The following is an 18,830-nucleotide window of genomic DNA, read 5'->3' on the forward strand; positions in this document are numbered from 1 at the left end:
CGTGCGCGCAGCCGTTACGACACTCCCGGGGCGGAGCCTCGACGCATGGCCAACACTCCGAGTTCGAGCAAGCTGCTGGTCGTCGGCAACGGTATGGCCGGCGCACGCACCGTCGAGGAGATCCTGAACCGTGGCGGCGGCGAGCGTTTCGAGATCACCATGATCGGCGACGAGCCCTACGGCAACTACAACCGGATCATGCTCTCGCACGTGCTGTCCGGGGAGGCGGCCGTCGACGACGAGGACCTGATCCTCAACCCCATGGGCTGGTACACCGCGAACGGCGTCAAACTCCACGCCGGCGATCGCGCGGTCGCACTCGACCGGTTCGCGAAGACGGTCACGTGTGAGAGCGGCCGCGTCGTCGACTACGACGTGCTCATCATCGCCACGGGAAGCAACACGTTCTTCCCCAACATGGACGGGTTGCGGGAGCACGACGGGCGCCTGGCCCGCGGGGTGTTCGGATTCCGGAACATCGCCGACACCAACGGCATGCTGCAGATGGCGCAGGCCCGCGACGACGTGTCCGCGGTGGTGATCGGCGGCGGCCTGCTCGGCTTGGAGGCCGCGTACGGGCTGCGCACACAGGGTCTCACCGTCAACGTCGTGCACTCCCCCGGGCACCTGATGAACCAGCAGCTCGACGAACGCGGCGGCAGCGTCCTGCGCGCCGAGATCGAGAAGCTCGGCGTCGGCGTCCACACCTCGATGCGGACCACCGCCGTGCTGCGCGACGAGGCGGGCCTCGTGACCGGGGTGTCGTTCGTCGACGGCTCGACCCTGGACGCCGACATGGTCGTCGTCACCGCCGGAATCCGGCCCAACACCGAACTCGCGCGTGCCGCCGGGCTGGTGGTCGAACGCGGCGTCGTGGTGGACGACCAGATGCGCTGCGAGGACGAGGGTTCCGTATACGCCGTCGGCGAGTGCGCACAGCACCGCGGGGAGACCTACGGCCTCGTCGCCCCGGTGTGGGAACAGTCGGTCATCCTCGCCGACGTCCTTACCGGCTCGAATCCCGAAGCGGCGTACGTCGGTTCACGCACCACCACCCAACTGAAGGTCGCCGGTGTCGACGTGGCCGCGATGGGCGTCAAGGGACCCGAGACGGCGGACGACGAATTCGTCCAGTACTACGAACCGCGCAGCGGCACGTACAAGAGCCTCGTCGTCCGCGACGGAAAGCTGATCGGCGCCACCCTGATGGGCGACATCAGCAAGGCGGGTTTCCTCACTCAGGCGTTCGACGGCAAGGTGCCGCTGCCCGAGGAGCGGATCAGCATGCTCTTCGACGTCGGAGCCCCGAGCGCCGCAACGAGTGTCGCCGACCTCCCCGACGACTTGCAGGTGTGCAACTGCAACGGCGTGAGCAAGGGCGATCTGGTCGCGTGCGTCCATTCCGGCGCCAAGACACTCACCGACGTCTGCGCCCAGACCCGGGCAGGCAAGGGCTGCGGGTCGTGCAAGGGACTCGTCGCCGACATCGTGGCCTGCGCCGCAGGTGGCGAACTCGAGGCCGACCCCTCCGCCGACTGGTATGTGCCCTGCATCCCGATGGCGAAGCCCGAACTCATCGCGACCATCCGGGAACGCGACCTCCGGGCCGTGTCCCAGGTGTTCGCCGAACTCGCGACGGACGCGAAGGAGGACGCGTCCGCGAAGATGCCCCTGGCCTCGCTGCTTCGCACGATCTGGGGTCCAGACTGGGTGGACGAGCGCGGCGCGCTGTTCATCAACGACCGCGTACACGCCAACATCCAGCGCGACGGCACGTTCTCGGTGGTTCCGCAGATGAAGGGCGGCGTCACGACGCCGGAGCAACTCCGCAAGATCGCCGACGTGGCGGACAAGTACGGCGTGCCGCTCGTGAAGGTCACCGGCGGGCAGCGCATCGACCTGCTCGGCATCAAGAAGGAGGACCTCCCCAAGGTGTGGGGGGACCTCGACATGCCGTCCGGGTTCGCCTACGGCAAGAGCATGCGCACGGTGAAGACGTGCGTCGGAACCGATTTCTGCCGCTATGGTCTCGGCGATTCGACGAGCCTCGGCATCGCGCTCGAGGAACGGTTCCAGGGCCTGGAGACGCCCGCGAAGCTGAAACTCGCGGTCGCCGGGTGCCCACGCAACTGCTCGGAGGCCCTGTGCAAGGACTTCGGTGTGGTCGCGGTCGGCGACGGCCGATGGGAAATCTACGTCGGCGGCGCCGCCGGAGCGCACATCCGGAAGGGTGATCTGCTGGCAACGGTCGAATCACCGGACGCCGTGGTGGAACTCGGCGGACGGTTCATCCAGTACTACCGCGAGAACGCGAAATGGCTCGAACGCACGTACGACTTCGTCCCGCGGGTGGGACTCGAACATCTTCGGGCGCTGCTGGTCCGAGACGAGGAGGACATCGTGACGGGGTTGGACGAGCGGATCCAGACGGCGGTGGACGGTTACCGGGATCCGTGGAAGGAGCGCAGCGCACCGAAATCGCCTGCACAGTTCGCTCCGTCGCTCCCGCTGCTGCCGCTCCCTCAGGTGCCGGTCCGATGACCGCCCTGATCGAGGGCCCCTCCGAGGTCGCTGTGGGTCCGGTCAGCGACCTGACACCGGGCGAGGGCCGGACATATGTCGTGCAGAACCGTCAGGTGGCCGTATTCCTGTTGTCGGACGGCACCGTTCGGGCGATGGACGCGGTGTGCCCGCACAAGGGCGGTCCGCTCGCCGACGGTCAGATCGACGCCACCGGCGTGATGTGCCCGCTCCACCAGTACTCGTTCGCCTTCGACACGGGCGCCTGCGCATCCGAGGGTGTGAGCTCGGTCCGCACCTACACCGCATCGGTTCGCGAAGGGTCGGTCGTCGTGCGCGTCTGAGTGGCCACTCACCAGCGCTCTGACCCGATACGGCGTGCCTTTCGGGAAAGTCTAGGCACCGCTGTCATCATGAGCTCAATGCTGCAGCTGAAGGGGCGCGTCGCATGGACAGATCGCTGGTCGAGTGAATACCGTCGCGAGCCCGGAACGACGGCGCCGATCCGGTAGCCGTCCACAGATCGGCGGCCGGTCGGCCGACACCGTATTCCGCGCCGACATCGAGGGTTTACGGGCCGTCGCGGTGCTGGCCGTGGTCCTCTTCCACGCGGGCGTCCCCGGAATCGGCGGTGGGTTCGCCGGCGTCGACATCTTCTTCGTCGTCTCGGGGTTTCTCATCACCGGGCTGCTGTGGCGGAGCGTCGCGACCACCGGCCGTGTCCGGCTGGCCGAGTTCTACGGCGCGCGGGCCCGCCGGCTGCTGCCCGCCGGGTGCATCGTGCTGGTGGCCACTGCCATCGGCGCGGCCCTGCTCCTGCCCCCTCTGCAGGCCCGCGCGGTCCTCGGTGACGGGATCGCCAGTGCGCTCTACGTCGGCAACTACCGGTTCGCCCTGCACGGCACCGACTATCTGGCCGCCGACACGCCCCCGTCACCGTTCCAGCACTACTGGTCGCTCGGTGTGGAAGAGCAGTTCTACCTGCTGTGGCCTGCGCTGATCATCGGGGTCGCGTGGCTCGTCCGGCGCAGGGCACGGCGCCTCGACGCGGACAACCCACCGTCGACGACGCCGTACCTGATCGTTCTCGCCGTGGTCGCGGCAGTGTCGTTCGCGGTCTCGCTCGACTGGACCCGGACGCTGCCGCCGTGGGCGTTCTTCTCGTTGCCCACCCGCGCCTGGGAACTGGCCGCGGGTGGGTTGGTCGCCCTGTCCGTTCGGCATTGGCAGCGGCTGCCGTCGGTGGTCGCCGCCGCGGCGGGATGGGCGGGTTTCGGACTGATCGTCGTCGCTTGCTTTCGACTCGGTGAGACGACGCCCTACCCCGGCACCGCCGCGCTGGTTCCGGTCGTCGGCACGGTGCTGGTGATCGGAGCGGGATGTGCCGCACCCCGGCTGGGGGTCGGGCGGAGCCTGTCGCTGCCGCCGATGCGGGCGGTCGGGCGGGTGTCCTATTCCTGGTACCTGTGGCACTGGCCGGTGCTGCTGCTCGCGCCGATCGTGCTCGGCCGCTCGCTGGACCTGACCGATCGTCTGGCGATGGTCATGGTGTCCGCGGGTCTGGCCGGACTGACACTGGTCCTGGTCGAGAATCCCGTCCGCTTCGCTGCTCCGTTGCGCCGCTCGGCCTCGCGCAGCCTCGTGCTCGGCGGCGCCGTCACCGCCATCGCAGTGTGTGCGGCACTGGTGCTGCTGATCGCGCGGCCGGTTCCGGTCGGACACGGAGCCGCGGCCACAGCCCTCACCGTCTCTGCACCGGCCGAATCGGCGCCTCCCACAGTCGATCCGCGTGACGCGGCGGTGCACGACATGACCGCGCAGGTACAGGCGGCTGTCGGGGAATCGGCAGGGCTGCAGGCGGTCCCGTCGAATCTGTCTCCACCGCTCGCCGACGCGCCTGCCGACAAGCCGGAGGTGTTCGTCAACGGCTGCGTGCGGTCGTGGCTCGAGGTGGGGCAGGACGAGTGCGCGTCGGGGGACGTCGCGTCTCCGACGACGGTGGCGCTGGTCGGCGATTCGCATGCCGCGATGTGGGCCCCGGCTTTCGAATCGGCCGCCGAGCAGAATCATTGGCGGCTCGAGACGATGGGCAAGGTCACCTGTCCGCTTCTCGACCTCCCCCTCACCAGCCCCTACCTCGGCCGGGAATACACCGAATGCGAGGAATGGCGCGGCGAGGTCGTCGACAGACTGCGGGCCGAGCGGCCCCGGTTGGTCGTGCTGAGCATGTCCCGGCGGTACGGCGCCGATTTCGGTTTCACCGTGTACGGCCAGGCCTGGCTCGACAGCCTGACCAGGCTGGTCACGGAACTCCGGGCCACGGGCTCGGCCGTCCTCGTCCTCGGGCCGATCCCGGATCCGCAGTCGACCGTGCCCACCTGCCTCTCCGCCCACCTGGACGACGCGACTGCCTGCTCGCCGCCGCGACCGGTCGCGGTGAACGACGCCGGCGTCGCGGCCGAGGCGGCGGCCACCGCGGCAGGCGGCGGGCGGTACGCCGACCTCACCTCCCTGTTCTGCACCACCGAGCGCTGCCCCGTCATCGTCGGCAACGACCTCGTGTACCGCGACGACAACCACCTGACCCTCGAACACGCCCAGGCACTCTCACCTGTCGTCGCCGCGCTGGCCGACCACGCACTCGCACCGGGCTGAGCGGCTAAATTCGGTGCGGGTGTCACATTCCGCTCGTGGCCGGTGTCTCATGCCGAGAGCACACCACCGGAGGAGGAATCATGGCCGGCAATACCCGGATCCCGAAGGCCGAGCTGACCGGCATCTACGGCGCGATCGTCAAGCGGATGTCCCGCAAGATGCTCGGCGACGTGGCCGAGCCCGTCGAGGTCGCGTGGCACAACCGAAAGGTGCTGAACTTCAGCTTCAGCGTCGGCCGCCGGGCTCAGAAGTGGGATCAGTGTGACCAGAACCTGAAGTCGTTCGCGCACATGGCGGTCGCGAGCCTGGTCGGCTGTAGTTTCTGCCTGGACTTCGGCTATTTCCAGGCCCACAACGAGGGACTCGATCTGACCAAGGCACGCGAGGTACCCCGCTGGCGCCAGTCGGACGTGTTCACACCGTTGGAGCGGGACGTGCTCGAGTACGCCGAAGCGATGACCCAGACCCCGCCGACGGTCACCGACGAACTGTCGGCCCGGCTGCTCGAGCCGCTCGGCCCGGCCGCGCTGGTGGAACTGACCGCGTTCATCGCGCTGGCAAATCTCGTGACCCGCACCAACACCGCGTTCGGCATCGAATCACAGGGCTTCGCGACGGCGTGTGGCCTGAAGCCGCTCGCCGCACCCTCGACGACATGAGCGACGTGGAACTGTCAGCCGACGTCGTACGACAGGACGAATTCGTAACCGCTGTCGCCGGGTCCCGCGATGGACAGGTCCGCGCCGCCACGTAGGTCGATCAAACCGCCGGTGCCCATACCCGGTACCACCTCGATCCGGGCTGACACCGAACCCTGGTCCTGGCTGCCGATGTGCTGGAATACGCACGTCCCGTCGTGCCCGCCGATCGAGCCCTCGAAACGCTCGAAACCGAGCACCGGCGCGGCATCGGCCTTGTATGCGATCAGGTAGACCACGGTGCTCGTTCCCTCGATGTCCCCGGAGTACGAGTACGCGACGGTCGCTCGGTTGGCACCGCGAGTGGGGTAGTAGGCGTCGCCGGCGGTCGTACCCTCGCCGTCGATGTCGACGATCACCGATTCCGACCACGAGGCGATGGAGAACTTGCCTCGTGCAATGTGTGAGTAGCTCATGACACGTGACTCTAGGTACGAGGCAGCGTGGCGTTCTTGAACATTCGCGACACTAGGATGAGCGAATGTCGACTGTGCCAGGACATCCCGAGGCGATCGTCCGCCCGACGGCCGCCGCACCGGGGTTCGAGGTCGAACGGGTCGCTCCCCGAGAGGCTTTGGCCGAGTTCGTCGACTACCACTGGCTGGTGAGGTGGTCGGTGCCGAAGCCCCATCGACAGCAGGTGGTGCCCCAGCCCCGCGTTCATGTCGCTGCCGAGGACGGACAGTTGCTCGTGCACGGGATCTCCCGGTCGCCGTTCTACCGAACGCTGACCGGGAACGGCCACGTGCTGGGAGCCGCCTTCCACGCCGGAGGGTTCCGGCCTCTGCTGAAGGGCAGCGTCGGCGCGATCTCGGGAACCATCCAGCCCGGACGGCACCTGCTCGCCGGTGACGATCGCCCGGTCGCGGAGCGGATCCTCGCAGGCACGGACAGCGCGGAAATGATCGACGCCTTCGAGCGATACCTTCTCCGCACCGATCCCGTTCCGGATCCCACGGGACGGGAGATCACAGACCTGGTGGGCGACGCCCAGAGCAACCGCGACATCGTCCGGGCAGACCAGCTCGCCGCACATGCCGGCTGCAGTCTGCGCACCCTGCAACGGCTGTTCACCGAGTACGTCGGTATCGGCCCGAAGTGGGTGATCCAGCGATTTCGTATCCTCGACGCCGCCGGCGCCGCGCACTCGGGCGAGAGGATCGACTGGTCGGCGCTCGCCTACGAACTGGGGTTCAGCGACCAGGCTCACCTGACCCGTGTCTTCACTCACGTGGTCGGGACACCACCGGCCACCTATCAGCGCACGCACGGCCTGTTGTAGCGCGGCCGGGTTCGGTTCACTTGGCGAAACCGAGCCCCCGCTCCGCGAGTTCCTCTTCGAGGATTCGGATCGCCTTCGGTCCGACGCCGTGGATCTTCAACAGTTCCTTGGCGGTGACCGTCGTCAGATGATCGAAGCGCGTATAGCCGTGGGATGCGAGCTCACGCCGGGAGACCTTCCCCATGCTCGCCGGAAACTCCGTCGGGTCTGCGGTGTCGGAAGAGGACATGTCCGCCCTTTCTACTCGTTGTGGTCGGCGTGCAGGTGGGCACGCTCCCCGTCGTGATCGAAGATCGTGAGGATCTCCACGGGACCGTCGTGGGCGCCGATGGAGTGCGGGACCATGGTCGAGAACTCCGCTGCGGCACCGGCTTCGATCAGGATGGTTCGCTCACCGAGCTGCAGGCGGGCCGTCCCCGAGAGCACCGTGAACCACTCGTGGCCGGGGTGCACACTCACGTGCTCCGGGCCCGCGGGCCGATCGGGGGTGATGCGCATCTTCGCCACGGTCGCGCCGTGGAGTGCGCGTTCGCGAGACAGGAGCCAGATCGTCAGGCCTCGCGTGTGCTCGGGCTGCGGCCGGATCACCACATCCTCGTCCTCGACGGACTCGACGAGTTGATCGATCGTGGTGCCGAGGGCGCGTGCAATCGGGACCAGTTGGTCGAGGGCAATCCGGCGGTGACCCGTTTCGATGCGGCTCAGGGTGGACGGACTGAGGAAGCAGCGCGCAGCGAGCACGTCCAGGGACCAGCCGCGGGCCAGCCGAAGGCCGCGGATCCGTTGACGGATCACACTGTCCAACCCGACTTCTTGCTTCATACGCAAGAGTGTATGCGCATAGCGCAGGTCATGGCTAGCCTGGAGCCATGACACAGCATTCCCATCACCACGCCCATCACCACGGCGGGCACACCCGGGACCACGAGGCAGCGCTGGCGGATCTACTGGACCTGGACGCAGAGGTCTTCGGCGCCTACCTGGACCCGGTGGCCGAGTGGGCCGGGCAGCGGACCCGCACGACCCCGCGCCGGGTCGTCGACGTCGGCGCGGGCACGGGAGTCGGAAGCCTGGCCCTGACTCGACGGTTTCCCTCGGCCGAGGTGATCGCGATCGACAGGTCGGAAATGATGCTCGAACGCATCCGTACGGCCGCACACGTGCAAGGCGTCGCCGACCGGTTGAGCGTCCTGCACGCCGATCTGGATGCCGGCTGGCCCGCAGTCGAGGCGGCGGACGTCGTGTGGGCAGCCTCCTCGTTGCACGAGGTCGCCGACCCGGACCGAGTACTCCGCGACATGTACGGCGCGCTGAACACCGACGGCGTGCTGGTGGTCGTCGAAATGGACGCGCTGCCGCGTCTCCTGCCGGACGACCTCGGTCTGGGCCGCCCGGGCCTGGAGTCGCGCTGCCACGAGGCCTTGGCGCGGTTGGACTGGAACTCCCACCCGAACTGGCGGACGCACGTGGAACGGGCCGGTTTCGTGGACGTCGAGGAGCGCAGTGTCTCCAGCGAGGCAACCCCGGCCCCGCCGAGCACCGGACGCTACGCACAGACTTTCCTGCGCCGCATTCGCTCCGCGCTCGACGGGCAACTGGCCACCGACGACCGCGACACGCTCGATCGCCTTCTCGCGGTGGACAACCCCGACAGCGTCCTGCACCGCGGGGACCTGACGGTGCGGGGCAGCCGGACCGTCTGGACGGCCCGGCGTCCCTGAACCTGCCGTGACGGAGTGGAACTTCCCCACGCCGTCACGGCGTTCGGGGACCGGTTCACGTGGCGGTGGTGAGTGGCGATGGGATCGGGCTACTCGATGGCGCTGGGAGCCGACCACGATTATTCGGTCTATTTTACGGTTCCGTCTCGGACCGACTGAGTACACTGGCGACGTGCCGAATCAGGAGAACGCCGAATTCGCAGGTAGCGAGCCGAAGGTGCCGTTTCCGAAGCCGGAACGCGACATCGATCTCTACCGCCGGGCGATCGCCACCCTCCAGGCCGCACTCCCCCACGGCTGGACCTTGACGTCCGGAAAGTCCCGCTCCCTCGCCGACGCGCCGGAACGACTACTGGTCGGCGCGCCCAACGGCGAGGTGGCGTCCTTCTCCGTCATCCCCGCCCGAGGGGTTCTCGCCGGCGACGCCGCCCGCTTCGCCGACGGACTGTCCGGGTCCGATCGAGGATTCGTCTGCGCCCGTTACCTTTCCGAACCCGTTCGCCGTCAACTCGACGCCAGGGGTCTCTCCTACGCCGACGCGACCGGCAACACCTCACTTGCCGCGGACCGGCCCGCGATCTGGGTGCGCGACCGCGGCGCGGACGCCGACCCGTGGCGTGGCCCCGGTCGTCCGGCCGCCCAACTGACCGGCGATCCGGCCGCCCGGGTCGTGCGTGCCCTCGCCGATCACTCGGGTCAGCTGACGGTCCCCGAACTCGTCCGGCTGTCCGGAGCGTCCACCGGCGCGACGTATCGGGTGGTCGAAACCCTGGAGGAACGCGATCTGCTCGAGCGACTCCCCCGCGGGCCCATCACCAGCGTCCGGTGGCAGCAGATGCTGCGCGCCTGGAGCAGCGACTCCAGTTTCAAGGATTGCCCCACCGTCGGCTACTTCGCACCCGAGGGAGTGCAGTCGTTCGTCGCGAAACTCGCGAAGGTCTCCGGCCACCTCTATGCGGTGACCGGGTCACTCGCAGCAGCGGCGTTCGTCGAATACGCGCCGGCGCATCAGGTCCAGATCTACGCCGACCACGGCGAGGCGCTGGCAGGCGCGCTCGAGCTACGCCCCGTCGATCAGGGCGCCAACGTCCTCGTCGCCACTCCCCGATCGGCTGCGGTCTTCGAGCGCACCCTCTTCCGCGACAACGTCCGCCTGGTCGCCCCCGCGCAAGCCTTCGCGGATCTACTCGCCGGCACCGGTCGTCATCCGCAGGAGGCGGAGCACCTCCTCGACTGGATGACCGAGAACGCGCCCGAGTGGAGAACAGCCCTCGGCGCACCGACGGTTACCTGACGATCACTCGCCGGGGGCGAAAATGCCCGAGTGTGCGCAATACGACTACGCCACGCCGCGCGTGATGGCGCGCACAAGCGCGCTCGGGTAGCAGGATGTACATCTTGTGGCCTCACCGAGTGAGTCGGAACGGGCCTGACGGAAGTCGCAATCCGTTCGCAAAACGAATAGGGGTACGTGCATGTCCATGGGAGTCGGGCTCAGGATCGGCAGTGTCGTGTCCACCGCGGTGGTGGCGTCGAACGATCCAGGATCCCCGGATCCGGTCGTCATCGTCCGGGACACCGTCCTCCACATGTGCCCGGACGGCACCGCAATTCTCGGCGGATCGGCGCCGCACACGATCGGCGACACCCACACCGTGTCGGGGTTCCTTCCCCGCGTCGGCGACCCGGCCGGTGTCGCGGTAGGCGACGGATCGCGGTATCGCGCCGAGGACCTGGTCGCGGGCGCGATGCGGTGCCTGCTCCGGGAGTGCGAACCTCTCCCCGACCACGGCGGCCGGACGGGCGGCGCCCCCGACATCATGGCCACCTACCCCACCCGCTGGGACTCGGCCGCCGTCGCGGCGCTGCGCGACGCCCTGGACTACGCCGACATGTCCTACCTGTCCCTCGTCTCGGACGCCGAAGCCGCCGCGGCCTGGTTCGAATCCGAGATCGCGGAGCGTCCCGGGCAGCTGGTCGGCATCTATCACGTCGACGACACCGGCGCGACCGTCGCGCTGATCCGCTCGGGCGTCGAGGCAGGCAAGGCGTTCCGCTTCTCGTCGGGGGGTTCCCCCACGGCCCAGATCGCCACCGCGCTCGGTGCATTCGGCTGGCTCCCCGGCAACCTCGATGCCGTGGTCGTGACGGGCGACGGCCTGATCGCGAGGGACTCCGCGGCCATTCACGGGTTCGCTACCACGGTCGGTGAGAAGTTCGGTGTGCGGTGTGTCGTCGGCCCGGGCCCCGAGCAGACCGCAGCGCTCGGTGCCGCCATCCGCGCCGCCGGGTTCAACCCCACCACGCACAGGGTCACCCCGATCGGCCTACCGCCGTCGTACGACGTCACCGAGGTGATCGATGCCGTCGTCGGCGAGCCGGTGCCCTCGACCTCCACGGTCGCGAGCCGGCCGGCGACGCGCACGCACAACCCCGCGTCGGCCGCGGCGGTGGGCGCGTCCCCCGCTCGCGTGTCGGGCGGAACGGCGGTCGCGACACCGCCGGAACCTCGCGCAGTCGCGCAGTCCGGGGACGAATCCACCGCCGACTCGACGTCCCGGGCGTCCTGGCTCGTCGCCGCAGCGGTCGGGCTGGCTCTCGTGCTGGTGGCGATCGTCTTCGTGCTGTTCATCCTCTGAATGCCCGCCTTCCTTCATCGGTGCAGCGGTGTGAGGAAGGGGCGAATGGTGACGATGGAACCCCGGCGGCGCTGGGTGGTTCGAACCGAGCCAACCACGTAAATTCGGTTAATTATCGCATTCCGTCATGGTCCGATTCAGATATCGGCGTTGATGACGCAGGTCGGCACGGCGTTCGCTCGACGGCTACGCGACCGCATAACCTGTCACGGTGAGTGAATCAGGCAGCGATCCAGGTCGGTCCCCCTCGGGGCTGCGTGCAGCGCGCCCGGCGGTTCCACCCCCACTCCGGGACGACCGGTTGAAACTGTTCGCGTTCACCACTGCCGAGAAGCGCGCGGAGTACCTGTGGGTGCTGCGGGCCTTCGACCATGCCCGCGCCAACTACGTCGTCCTGCTCCACGCCGGCGACGTCGCCCGCATTCTGAACGGCCTCGCCGGCGACGATCCGGCCGGACAACTCGGCGCCGGAGACATCACTCCCCTACTCGAGCAACTCCACGTCTGGGAGGTGCTCGAACGCAGCTACGACGGAACACGCGCCGCGACGCTGGCCGAATACCGGAACCGGCACTTCGTCTATCAGTTCAGCCAGGCCGGCTACCAGGTGTTCCGAGCCGTCGAGGACGCACTGGCGGCCCGGCTCGACGACGCGTCGCTGTCCCGGCTGGCGCTGCCCGACCTCCTCGCCGACATGAACGACCTGGCCGCCGCCAACCGCGCGGCCGACAACGACCTCGTGTACCGGAAACTCAACCGTCTCGATGCGACGCTGTCGGACATGGCCGGACGCGCCGCCCAGTTCTACCTGACCCTGGGCGATCTCGTCCGCACCACGGAGATCACCCCCGAGACGTTCATGTCCCACAAGGACGCTCTCCTCACACACATGCGCGAATTCAGCTCCGACCTCTCGCGCTATGCACCGAAACTCGCGGCGGCGATCGCGCTCGTGGAAGACACCGGCGTCGAGACGATGGTGACGCGGGCCGCCGCCAGCGACGAGCGAGTGTTCCTCGGCATCGAAGAGCGCGAAGCCGATTGGCGCGCGCGGTGGGCGGGGCTGACGCATTGGTTCGTCGGGAGCGAGGCGGGTCTCAGCGAGTCGGAGCGCCTGCGCGAGGGCACGATGAGTGCCATCGCCGCCGTCCTGTCGCTGCTGCGCCGCGTCACCGAGACCCGCAAAGGTGGTGTCAGCAGAGAGAGCCAATTGCGCCACCTCGCAGGCTGGTTCGCCGCAACTCCGACCGAGGACGCCGCGCATGCGCTGTTCCAGGCCGTGTTCGATCTCGGCCGTCCGCGCCACCTCTCGATGGTGCATCCGGACGCCGACATCATTCCCGACACACGGTCGTGGTGGGAGGCCCAGCCCGTGGAGATCTCCCGCACGCTGGCCGAGACCGGACGTCCCCCGTCGCCCGGCCTGCCCGCGCGGGTACAGCGCAACGAGGGCAGCGTGCGCCGCCTGCGGGAGGAACAGCTGACCGCACAACGACTTCGCGCCGCCGCCGCCCAGTCGCTGGCCCGGGGCGGGGTCTACGAGCGGGAGCTCGACGAGGCCGAAACCGACGTGCTGCTGAGTCTGCTCAACGCCGCGCTGACGGCGCGGGTTCCGGTCAGCGGCCGCGTGAACAGCAGCACAGGATCGGAGAACGGCGTGAAGCTCACCCTCAGCCCACACAGCGAATCGACGGTGGTGCGCACCGCCCGCGGACGCCTGCACCTCGACGGACTGCAGGTGAGCGTTCGGTGAAGGCACGGGAGATCTCGCCGCTCGCCCTCGATTCGTATCAGCGCGCCGCCCGCGTCATTCTGTCGAATCACCTGGTGACACAGACCTATCCGGATCGCATCGCACTCCCCCTGCTCCGCCGGTGGGCCACCGAACTACGCGACGATCTGATGACGCTCTTCGGGTACCGACTCGAAGTCACCGAGACGACCGCCCGGCTGTTCACGGTGAGCGACCGGCTCGACGCCGGGACGCCGGCCAAGACGGCCACCGACCGCACGTTCGACCGGTACCGCTACGCCTATCTCGCGTTGGCGCTGGCCGCACTCGGCCGCGCCGGAAACCAGATCACCCTGTCCGAACTCGCCGATCACGTGGCCGCCGACGCCGCACAGGTCGACGGTGTGGATCTGTCCACGGAACGCGCGTCCGACCGGGACGCGTTCGTCGACGCCGTCGGCTGGCTCGCCGCCCGCGGCGCGATCGCCCTCGCCGACGGTGACGCGGGCGGCTGGGCCGCCAATCCAGATGCGGGAGAAGCGCTGTACGACATCGACAGGTCCGTCGTCATCGCCCTGTTCCGGCCGCCGCGCGCACTGCAGCACCTCCGGTCCATCCGCGGACTGCTCGCCGGCGCGGACGCGGTGACCGAGGACGACACCTCGGATTTCGGGACAACCCGGCCGGTCGACGTGAAGGAGACCGCGCGGCGGGTCCGGCGTGCTCTCGTCGAACGGCCCGTGGTCTACGCCGCCGACCTGGACGATCACGAGCTGGTCCAACTCGCGCTCCCCCGCACCGCGGCCGACGTCGAGTTGCTCACCGGACTGGTCGCGGAGCGGCGTGAAGAGGGTGTCGCGATGATCGACTCCTCCGGACGTCTGTCCGACGTCCGGTTCCCCGGGACGGGAACGGTCGCGCAGGTCGCGCTCCTGCTCGCCGGAGAGATCGCCGATCGCGTACTGGACCCGGACGCCCCGGAGACGGCCCGGATGCCGCTGCCGCAGGGCCGGATCGACGACCTGATCGAACAGGTCGACAGCGCCATTCCGCAGTCCGGGATCTTCGACAGCCTCGCCGGCAACGACGGGTTCGAACCCGCAGACCCCGCCCCCGCGGACCGGCTGTTCCCCCTCGTCGAGGACGAGTGGATCACCGGCACCGTCCGGACACTGACCGAACGGTTCGGGCGCACATTCGCCGCCGGGTGGCAGGCGGACCCGGACGGTCTGGGACGGGCGGCGCTGGCGCTGCTCGAGCGGCTACGCCTCACCGCGGCCGTGCCGGGTGGTGTGCTCGCACTCCCGGCACTCGCCCGCTACCGGGGTGTGGTGGTCACGATCCGCGACCGCACACCCGAGATCGACCTGTTCCAGAGCTCAGCGAACGACAGCGAGGAAGTCACAGCATGACGAGTGCGCGTTTCCGGCCCACCCGCGCCGGAATCATCAACCTCTGGGACTACCGCGATCAGGAGTTCTCCTTCGCCGACGGTCGCCTCGTTCTCCGCGGTCCCAACGGCTCCGGCAAGACGAAGGCCCTCGAAGTGCTGTTCCCGTTCGTCTTCGACGGCCGGATCGAACCCCGGCGGCTCAATCCGTTCGCCGGCGAGGAACGCACCATGAAATCGAACCTCCTGTACCGCGGGCAGGAGAGCGCGTACTCGTACGTCTGGATGGAGTTCTGCCGCGGCGCGAAGGACGACCCCGAGGCCGTCACCGTGGGCATCGGCATGCGCGCCACCCGCACCAACGACAAGGTCACACGCTGGTACTTCGTCGCCGACGGTCGCGTCGGCGTCGACTTCTCCCTGCTCGGCACCGACGACCGTCCGCTCACGAAGAAGCAACTGGGCGAGCAGATCGGCACCGACTCCATCACCGACCGGCCGCTCGACTACCGCACCGCCATCGACGCCCGAATGTTCGGGCTCGGCGTCCAGCGGTACGACCAGCTGATCAACCTCATCCTCACACTCCGGCGGCCCCAGCTCGCGAAGAACCTCGACCCCAAGGGACTGTCGCAGGCACTCACCGACGGTCTCCGACCACTCGACGAGCAACTGGTCCTCGAGGCCGCCCGCTCGTTCAGCGACATGGAGGAGGTCGGCCGGGCGCTCGAGGGGCTGGCCGCGGCGGACCAGGCGGCGCAAAGCTTCGTCGGCGTGTACGCGAAATACCTTCGCCAGCAGGCGCGTACGGACGTCGACCACCTCGCGACCCGTCTCGAGGCCGTGCGGTCCGGCATCGCCGCCCTCCACAGGGCGGCCGCCGACCGGGCCCGCAGCCAGGAGAGCCGGGCGGCCGCCGAGGACCGCTTCACCGCCGCCGAACGCGCACTCGACCAGGCCAATGCAACCCTCGACGCACTGAAGCGGTCGACGGCCTACGAGGGACGGACGCAGCTCGACGACCTCGCGCAGGCCGTCTCGACGCTCGAGAAATCGACCGAACTGCAGGCCGAGAAGGCACGCAAGGCCAAGGCGACCCTCGAACAGCGAGCCGAGGAGCACGACAAGGCCGGCGACGCCGTCGCCCGCACCGTCGAGGCGCTCACCCACGCCGAAGACGAACTTCACCTCGCCGCCGAGGACGCGGGAATCACCTGGACCGCACTGCCCGAGAATGCGCGGACCGACCAACTGACCGCGGCGCTGCGCGGGCACACCGAGGAACGCGACGGCGACATCCGCGCGGTCCGGGCAGCGCTCGCCACCGTCGAGAGGGCGGCCACCGAACGGACCAGAGCCGACGAAGCGGCACGCCGCGGCCAGGAGCAGCTCGACACCGCGACGGTGGCCGTTCTCGAAGCCGAGACCGCGGTCGAATCGGCCCGCAGCCGCTGCGCCACCGAACTCCGATCCTGGTGGACGGAACAGTCGTCCCTCTACGCCGAGATCGACGCGCCCGCTTCACTGTTCGAGGCCCTGGACGCCGCCCTCGCCCGGATCGGCGACGACGACGCCGCGACCCTGACGGAGACGCTGACCGAACAGACCACGGACGCCGTCGACGCGCTCCGGCTGCGCCGGCAGCAGTACGACCGCGACGCCACCTCCGCCGAGGAGGCGATCGCCGAACACGAATCGGCACGCGCCGCCATCGAATCCGAGCACGACGACGCCCCACCACTCTCGGCCGCCCGGCACGACGCCCGCTCCCGGCTGACCGGTGCGCCGCTGTGGCGGCTGGTCCGATTCGCCGACAGTGTCGACGCCGCCGCGGCGGCGGGAATCGAGGCCGCACTGCAGGCGGCGAACCTCCTCGACGGCTGGGTGACCGTCGACGACGCGCTCCCCGACGTCGAATCCGAACAATTCCTCGTGGCCCTTCCGGCCGAGGATCGGCCCGGCGGCACGACCCTCGCGGACGTTCTCGAGGTCGAGCAGGACACGGGTGTTCCCGACAATCGCGTACGCGGGATCCTCGAATCCATCGCCCTCGAATCCCTCGACCTGTCCGAAGGACCGGTGGGTGTCGCCGAAGACGGCGCGTACCGGCAGGGAATCCAGCGGGGACGCCACACGAAATCGGACGCCGAGTACATCGGGACCACCGCACGGGCCCGCAGGCGCGCTGCCCGTATCGCCGAACTCGACAGCACCCTCGAGGAAACCCGGGCGACGCTCGACGAAGCCCGGGCGTCCGCGGATGCGGCGGCGTCGCTGCTGTCGCGGACCACCGCGGCGGCGCAGGCCCTGACCCGCACGGGATCGATCCTCACGGCGCTGAAGAAGGTCACCGAATCCGCAGGCGCACTCCGCAGCCGCTCCGACACGGCGACAACGGTCGGTCGCGAACTCGACCAGGCCATCGCCGACCTGTCCGCGAAGGAGAAGCAGCTCCGAGCCACTGCGTCCACGCACCGGACTCCCCACGTCGCCCGCGAGATCGACTCGCTCGCCGCGGCCGTCCGGCACTTCGAGAAGCAGGGCGAGATGGTGCAGCGGTGCAGGCGCGAACACGCCAAGGAGGTGGAGCACACCCGCGAGTCCGAGGACCGACTGCACGAGGCGCGCGGCAGCGCGGAGGAGTTCGCGGAAGAAGCTGCCATCGCCGAAGAGGTTCTCGCGCAACAGATCCAACGCCTCGAGACGCTGCGCGACACGCTGGGAGCGGGGGCCGAGCAGTTGGACCGGCAGCTCGAGGAGGCGCACACGCGGATCGAGGCGTGCAAGAAGGAGCAGCGCGACGCCCGCAAGGCGGACAAGGACGCGGGTGAAGCCATCGGCAAAGCCGAGGGCGCGTACAACACGGCCGTCCAGACGCTCCGGCTGGCGCTCACGGAAACGCACGCCGACGCCGCCCGCCTCGCGCCGTATGCCCGGCGCGACCTACTCGAACTCCTCGGCGTCGACGGCGGCCACACCTGGCCGGCGAGCTCCGCGGCGTGGATGAGTGCCGAACAGCTGGTGTATCGCATCCAGAACACCGAAGACGACACCCCGATCCTGCCGCCCGAAGTGGACGCGCTGTTCCGCGCACTGGACGGCGCCACCGAATCGGTGCGGGTCAGCGACTCGGCGCGCAAGTCGACGCGCACCGCGCTCACCACCGCGCTGCAGGACTTCGACGCACAGTTGGCGGCCGCCGGCCAGGACTACCGGTTGCAGTGGGACGCCCCGGACGGCGTGACCGTGGTGCAGGTGCAGGACGACGAGGGGTACTCGTCGATCGGCGAGTTCGCCGCCCGCATCGCGTCCGCGCGCTCCGATCAGGAATTGCTGCTCACCGAATCCGAGCGTCGCATCCTGGAGGACGCGCTGCTCACGGGTCTCGCACAGCAGATCCACGAACGGACCGTCGACGCCCGCGAACTCATCGCCCGGATGGGCACCGAGATGCGGGAGCGCCGGATGTCGTCCGGCAACACCATCGGCGTCCACTGGGTGCTCGCCGACAACCTCGACGACAGCGCGAAGGCGATCTCCAAACTGCTCGAGCGCGACACCTCGGCGCTGGGGCCGGACGAGCTCGCCACGATGCGCGCCCACTTCGCTCACCAGATCAGGACTGCCCGCGCCGCCCATCCGGAGCGTTCGTACCCGGAGATCCTGGCGTCCGCCCTCGACTACCGGCGGTGGCGGGTGTTCTCGTTCACCCTCATCAGCGGCACCGGCAACGAAGACCGGCTGACCGTCGCCCGGCACAGCGCCCTCTCCGGCGGCGAGCAGTCCGTCTCGCTGCACCTGCCGTTGTTCGCCGCAGCGCACGTCATGCTCGATTCGGCCGACCCCCATGCACCGCGACTGCTGGCGCTGGACGAGGCGTTCGCCGGCGTCGACGACAACGGCCGGGCCGAACTGCTCGGCCTCAGCGTGCAATTCGACCTCGACCTGTTCATGACCGGGTTCGACCTGTGGATCACGTACGGCGGCGTGCCGGGGTGCGCGCACTACGATCTGGCGCACTCGACGGCCGAGCAGAGCGTCAGCGCCACGCTGCTCGTGTGGTCGGATGGCGAACTACTCGCCGAACACGACGGCACCGACCTGGCGCAGGCGCTCGGTTCGCCCCTCCGCAGGCGGGTCCCGAGGCCCGCGGAGGGTGCTCTCGAGTTCGCCTGACCCGTGAGTACTTGTTA

14 protein-coding genes are annotated in these 18,830 nt (G+C 69.1%); 11 read left to right on the top strand and 3 right to left on the bottom strand.

From position 1 onward, the window contains the following. Positions 1-45 precede the first annotated feature (45 nt). The 4 genes from nirB (at position 46) to DTA22_RS04580 (ending at position 5,834) form a co-directional block, all read left to right on the top strand. Entirely contained in the window at positions 46-2,541 is a 2,496-nt protein-coding gene (gene nirB, locus DTA22_RS04565; protein WP_112298605.1) for a nitrite reductase large subunit NirB, read from the top strand. After that, positions 2,538-2,864: a Rieske (2Fe-2S) protein gene (locus DTA22_RS04570; RefSeq protein WP_112298606.1), complete on the top strand. Its 327-nt coding sequence runs from the start codon at positions 2,538-2,540 to the stop codon at positions 2,862-2,864. Before nirB ends, DTA22_RS04570 begins: the two co-directional genes overlap by 4 nt. A gap of 124 nt (positions 2,865-2,988) precedes the next feature. Next, the gene (locus tag DTA22_RS04575; RefSeq protein WP_112298607.1) at positions 2,989-5,175 is read left to right on the top strand and encodes an acyltransferase family protein; all 2,187 of its coding nucleotides are present in this window, start codon (positions 2,989-2,991) and stop codon (positions 5,173-5,175) included. Between the two features lie 80 nt (positions 5,176-5,255). Continuing rightward, positions 5,256-5,834: a carboxymuconolactone decarboxylase family protein gene (locus DTA22_RS04580; protein ID WP_112298608.1), complete on the top strand. Its 579-nt coding sequence runs from the start codon at positions 5,256-5,258 to the stop codon at positions 5,832-5,834. A gap of 14 nt (positions 5,835-5,848) precedes the next feature. On the opposite strand, the gene DTA22_RS04585 is transcribed toward DTA22_RS04580, so the two are convergent. Further along, positions 5,849-6,289 (bottom strand): DUF3224 domain-containing protein, encoded by a 441-nt coding sequence (locus tag DTA22_RS04585; protein WP_112298609.1) that lies wholly within the window; start codon positions 6,287-6,289, stop codon positions 5,849-5,851. A 65-nt stretch (positions 6,290-6,354) separates the two neighbouring features. Here DTA22_RS04585 and DTA22_RS04590 point away from each other — a divergent pair, with 65 nt between their 5' ends. Beyond that, positions 6,355-7,155, top strand: a complete 801-nt coding sequence (locus tag DTA22_RS04590; protein ID WP_037229474.1) for a helix-turn-helix domain-containing protein — start codon at positions 6,355-6,357, stop codon at positions 7,153-7,155. A 16-nt stretch (positions 7,156-7,171) separates the two neighbouring features. On the opposite strand, the gene DTA22_RS04595 is transcribed toward DTA22_RS04590, so the two are convergent. Continuing rightward, complete coding sequence (locus DTA22_RS04595; RefSeq protein ID WP_112298610.1) at positions 7,172-7,384, bottom strand: helix-hairpin-helix domain-containing protein; 213 nt, start codon at positions 7,382-7,384, stop codon at positions 7,172-7,174. 11 nt (positions 7,385-7,395) lie between these two features. Next, positions 7,396-7,977 (bottom strand): helix-turn-helix domain-containing protein, encoded by a 582-nt coding sequence (locus tag DTA22_RS04600; RefSeq protein WP_112298611.1) that lies wholly within the window; start codon positions 7,975-7,977, stop codon positions 7,396-7,398. Positions 7,978-8,024: 47 nt separating this feature from the next. Between DTA22_RS04600 and DTA22_RS04605 the strand changes: the two genes are divergently transcribed. The 6 genes from DTA22_RS04605 (at position 8,025) to DTA22_RS04630 (ending at position 18,813) form a co-directional block, all read left to right on the top strand. Further along, positions 8,025-8,876, top strand: a complete 852-nt coding sequence (locus tag DTA22_RS04605) for a class I SAM-dependent methyltransferase (protein ID WP_112298612.1) — start codon at positions 8,025-8,027, stop codon at positions 8,874-8,876. A gap of 172 nt (positions 8,877-9,048) precedes the next feature. Continuing rightward, positions 9,049-10,170: a helix-turn-helix domain-containing protein gene (locus DTA22_RS04610; protein WP_112298613.1), complete on the top strand. Its 1,122-nt coding sequence runs from the start codon at positions 9,049-9,051 to the stop codon at positions 10,168-10,170. A gap of 181 nt (positions 10,171-10,351) precedes the next feature. After that, positions 10,352-11,515 carry a hypothetical protein gene (locus DTA22_RS04615; RefSeq protein WP_112298614.1) on the top strand — a complete coding sequence of 388 codons (1,164 nt, stop codon included), beginning with the start codon at positions 10,352-10,354 and terminating at the stop codon, positions 11,513-11,515. Between the two features lie 301 nt (positions 11,516-11,816). Then, complete coding sequence (locus DTA22_RS04620) at positions 11,817-13,268, top strand: TIGR02677 family protein (RefSeq protein WP_112298615.1); 1,452 nt, start codon at positions 11,817-11,819, stop codon at positions 13,266-13,268. Continuing rightward, entirely contained in the window at positions 13,265-14,659 is a 1,395-nt protein-coding gene (locus tag DTA22_RS04625; protein WP_037229456.1) for a TIGR02678 family protein, read from the top strand. Before DTA22_RS04620 ends, DTA22_RS04625 begins: the two co-directional genes overlap by 4 nt. Beyond that, entirely contained in the window at positions 14,656-18,813 is a 4,158-nt protein-coding gene (locus DTA22_RS04630) for a TIGR02680 family protein (protein ID WP_112298616.1), read from the top strand. The genes DTA22_RS04625 and DTA22_RS04630 overlap by 4 nt, the downstream gene beginning before the upstream one ends. The last annotated feature ends 17 nt before the right edge of the window (positions 18,814-18,830 follow it).

The sequence above is a fragment of the Rhodococcus wratislaviensis genome (genome assembly GCF_900455735.1).
Lineage (GTDB): Bacteria > Actinomycetota > Actinomycetes > Mycobacteriales > Mycobacteriaceae > Rhodococcus_F > Rhodococcus_F wratislaviensis.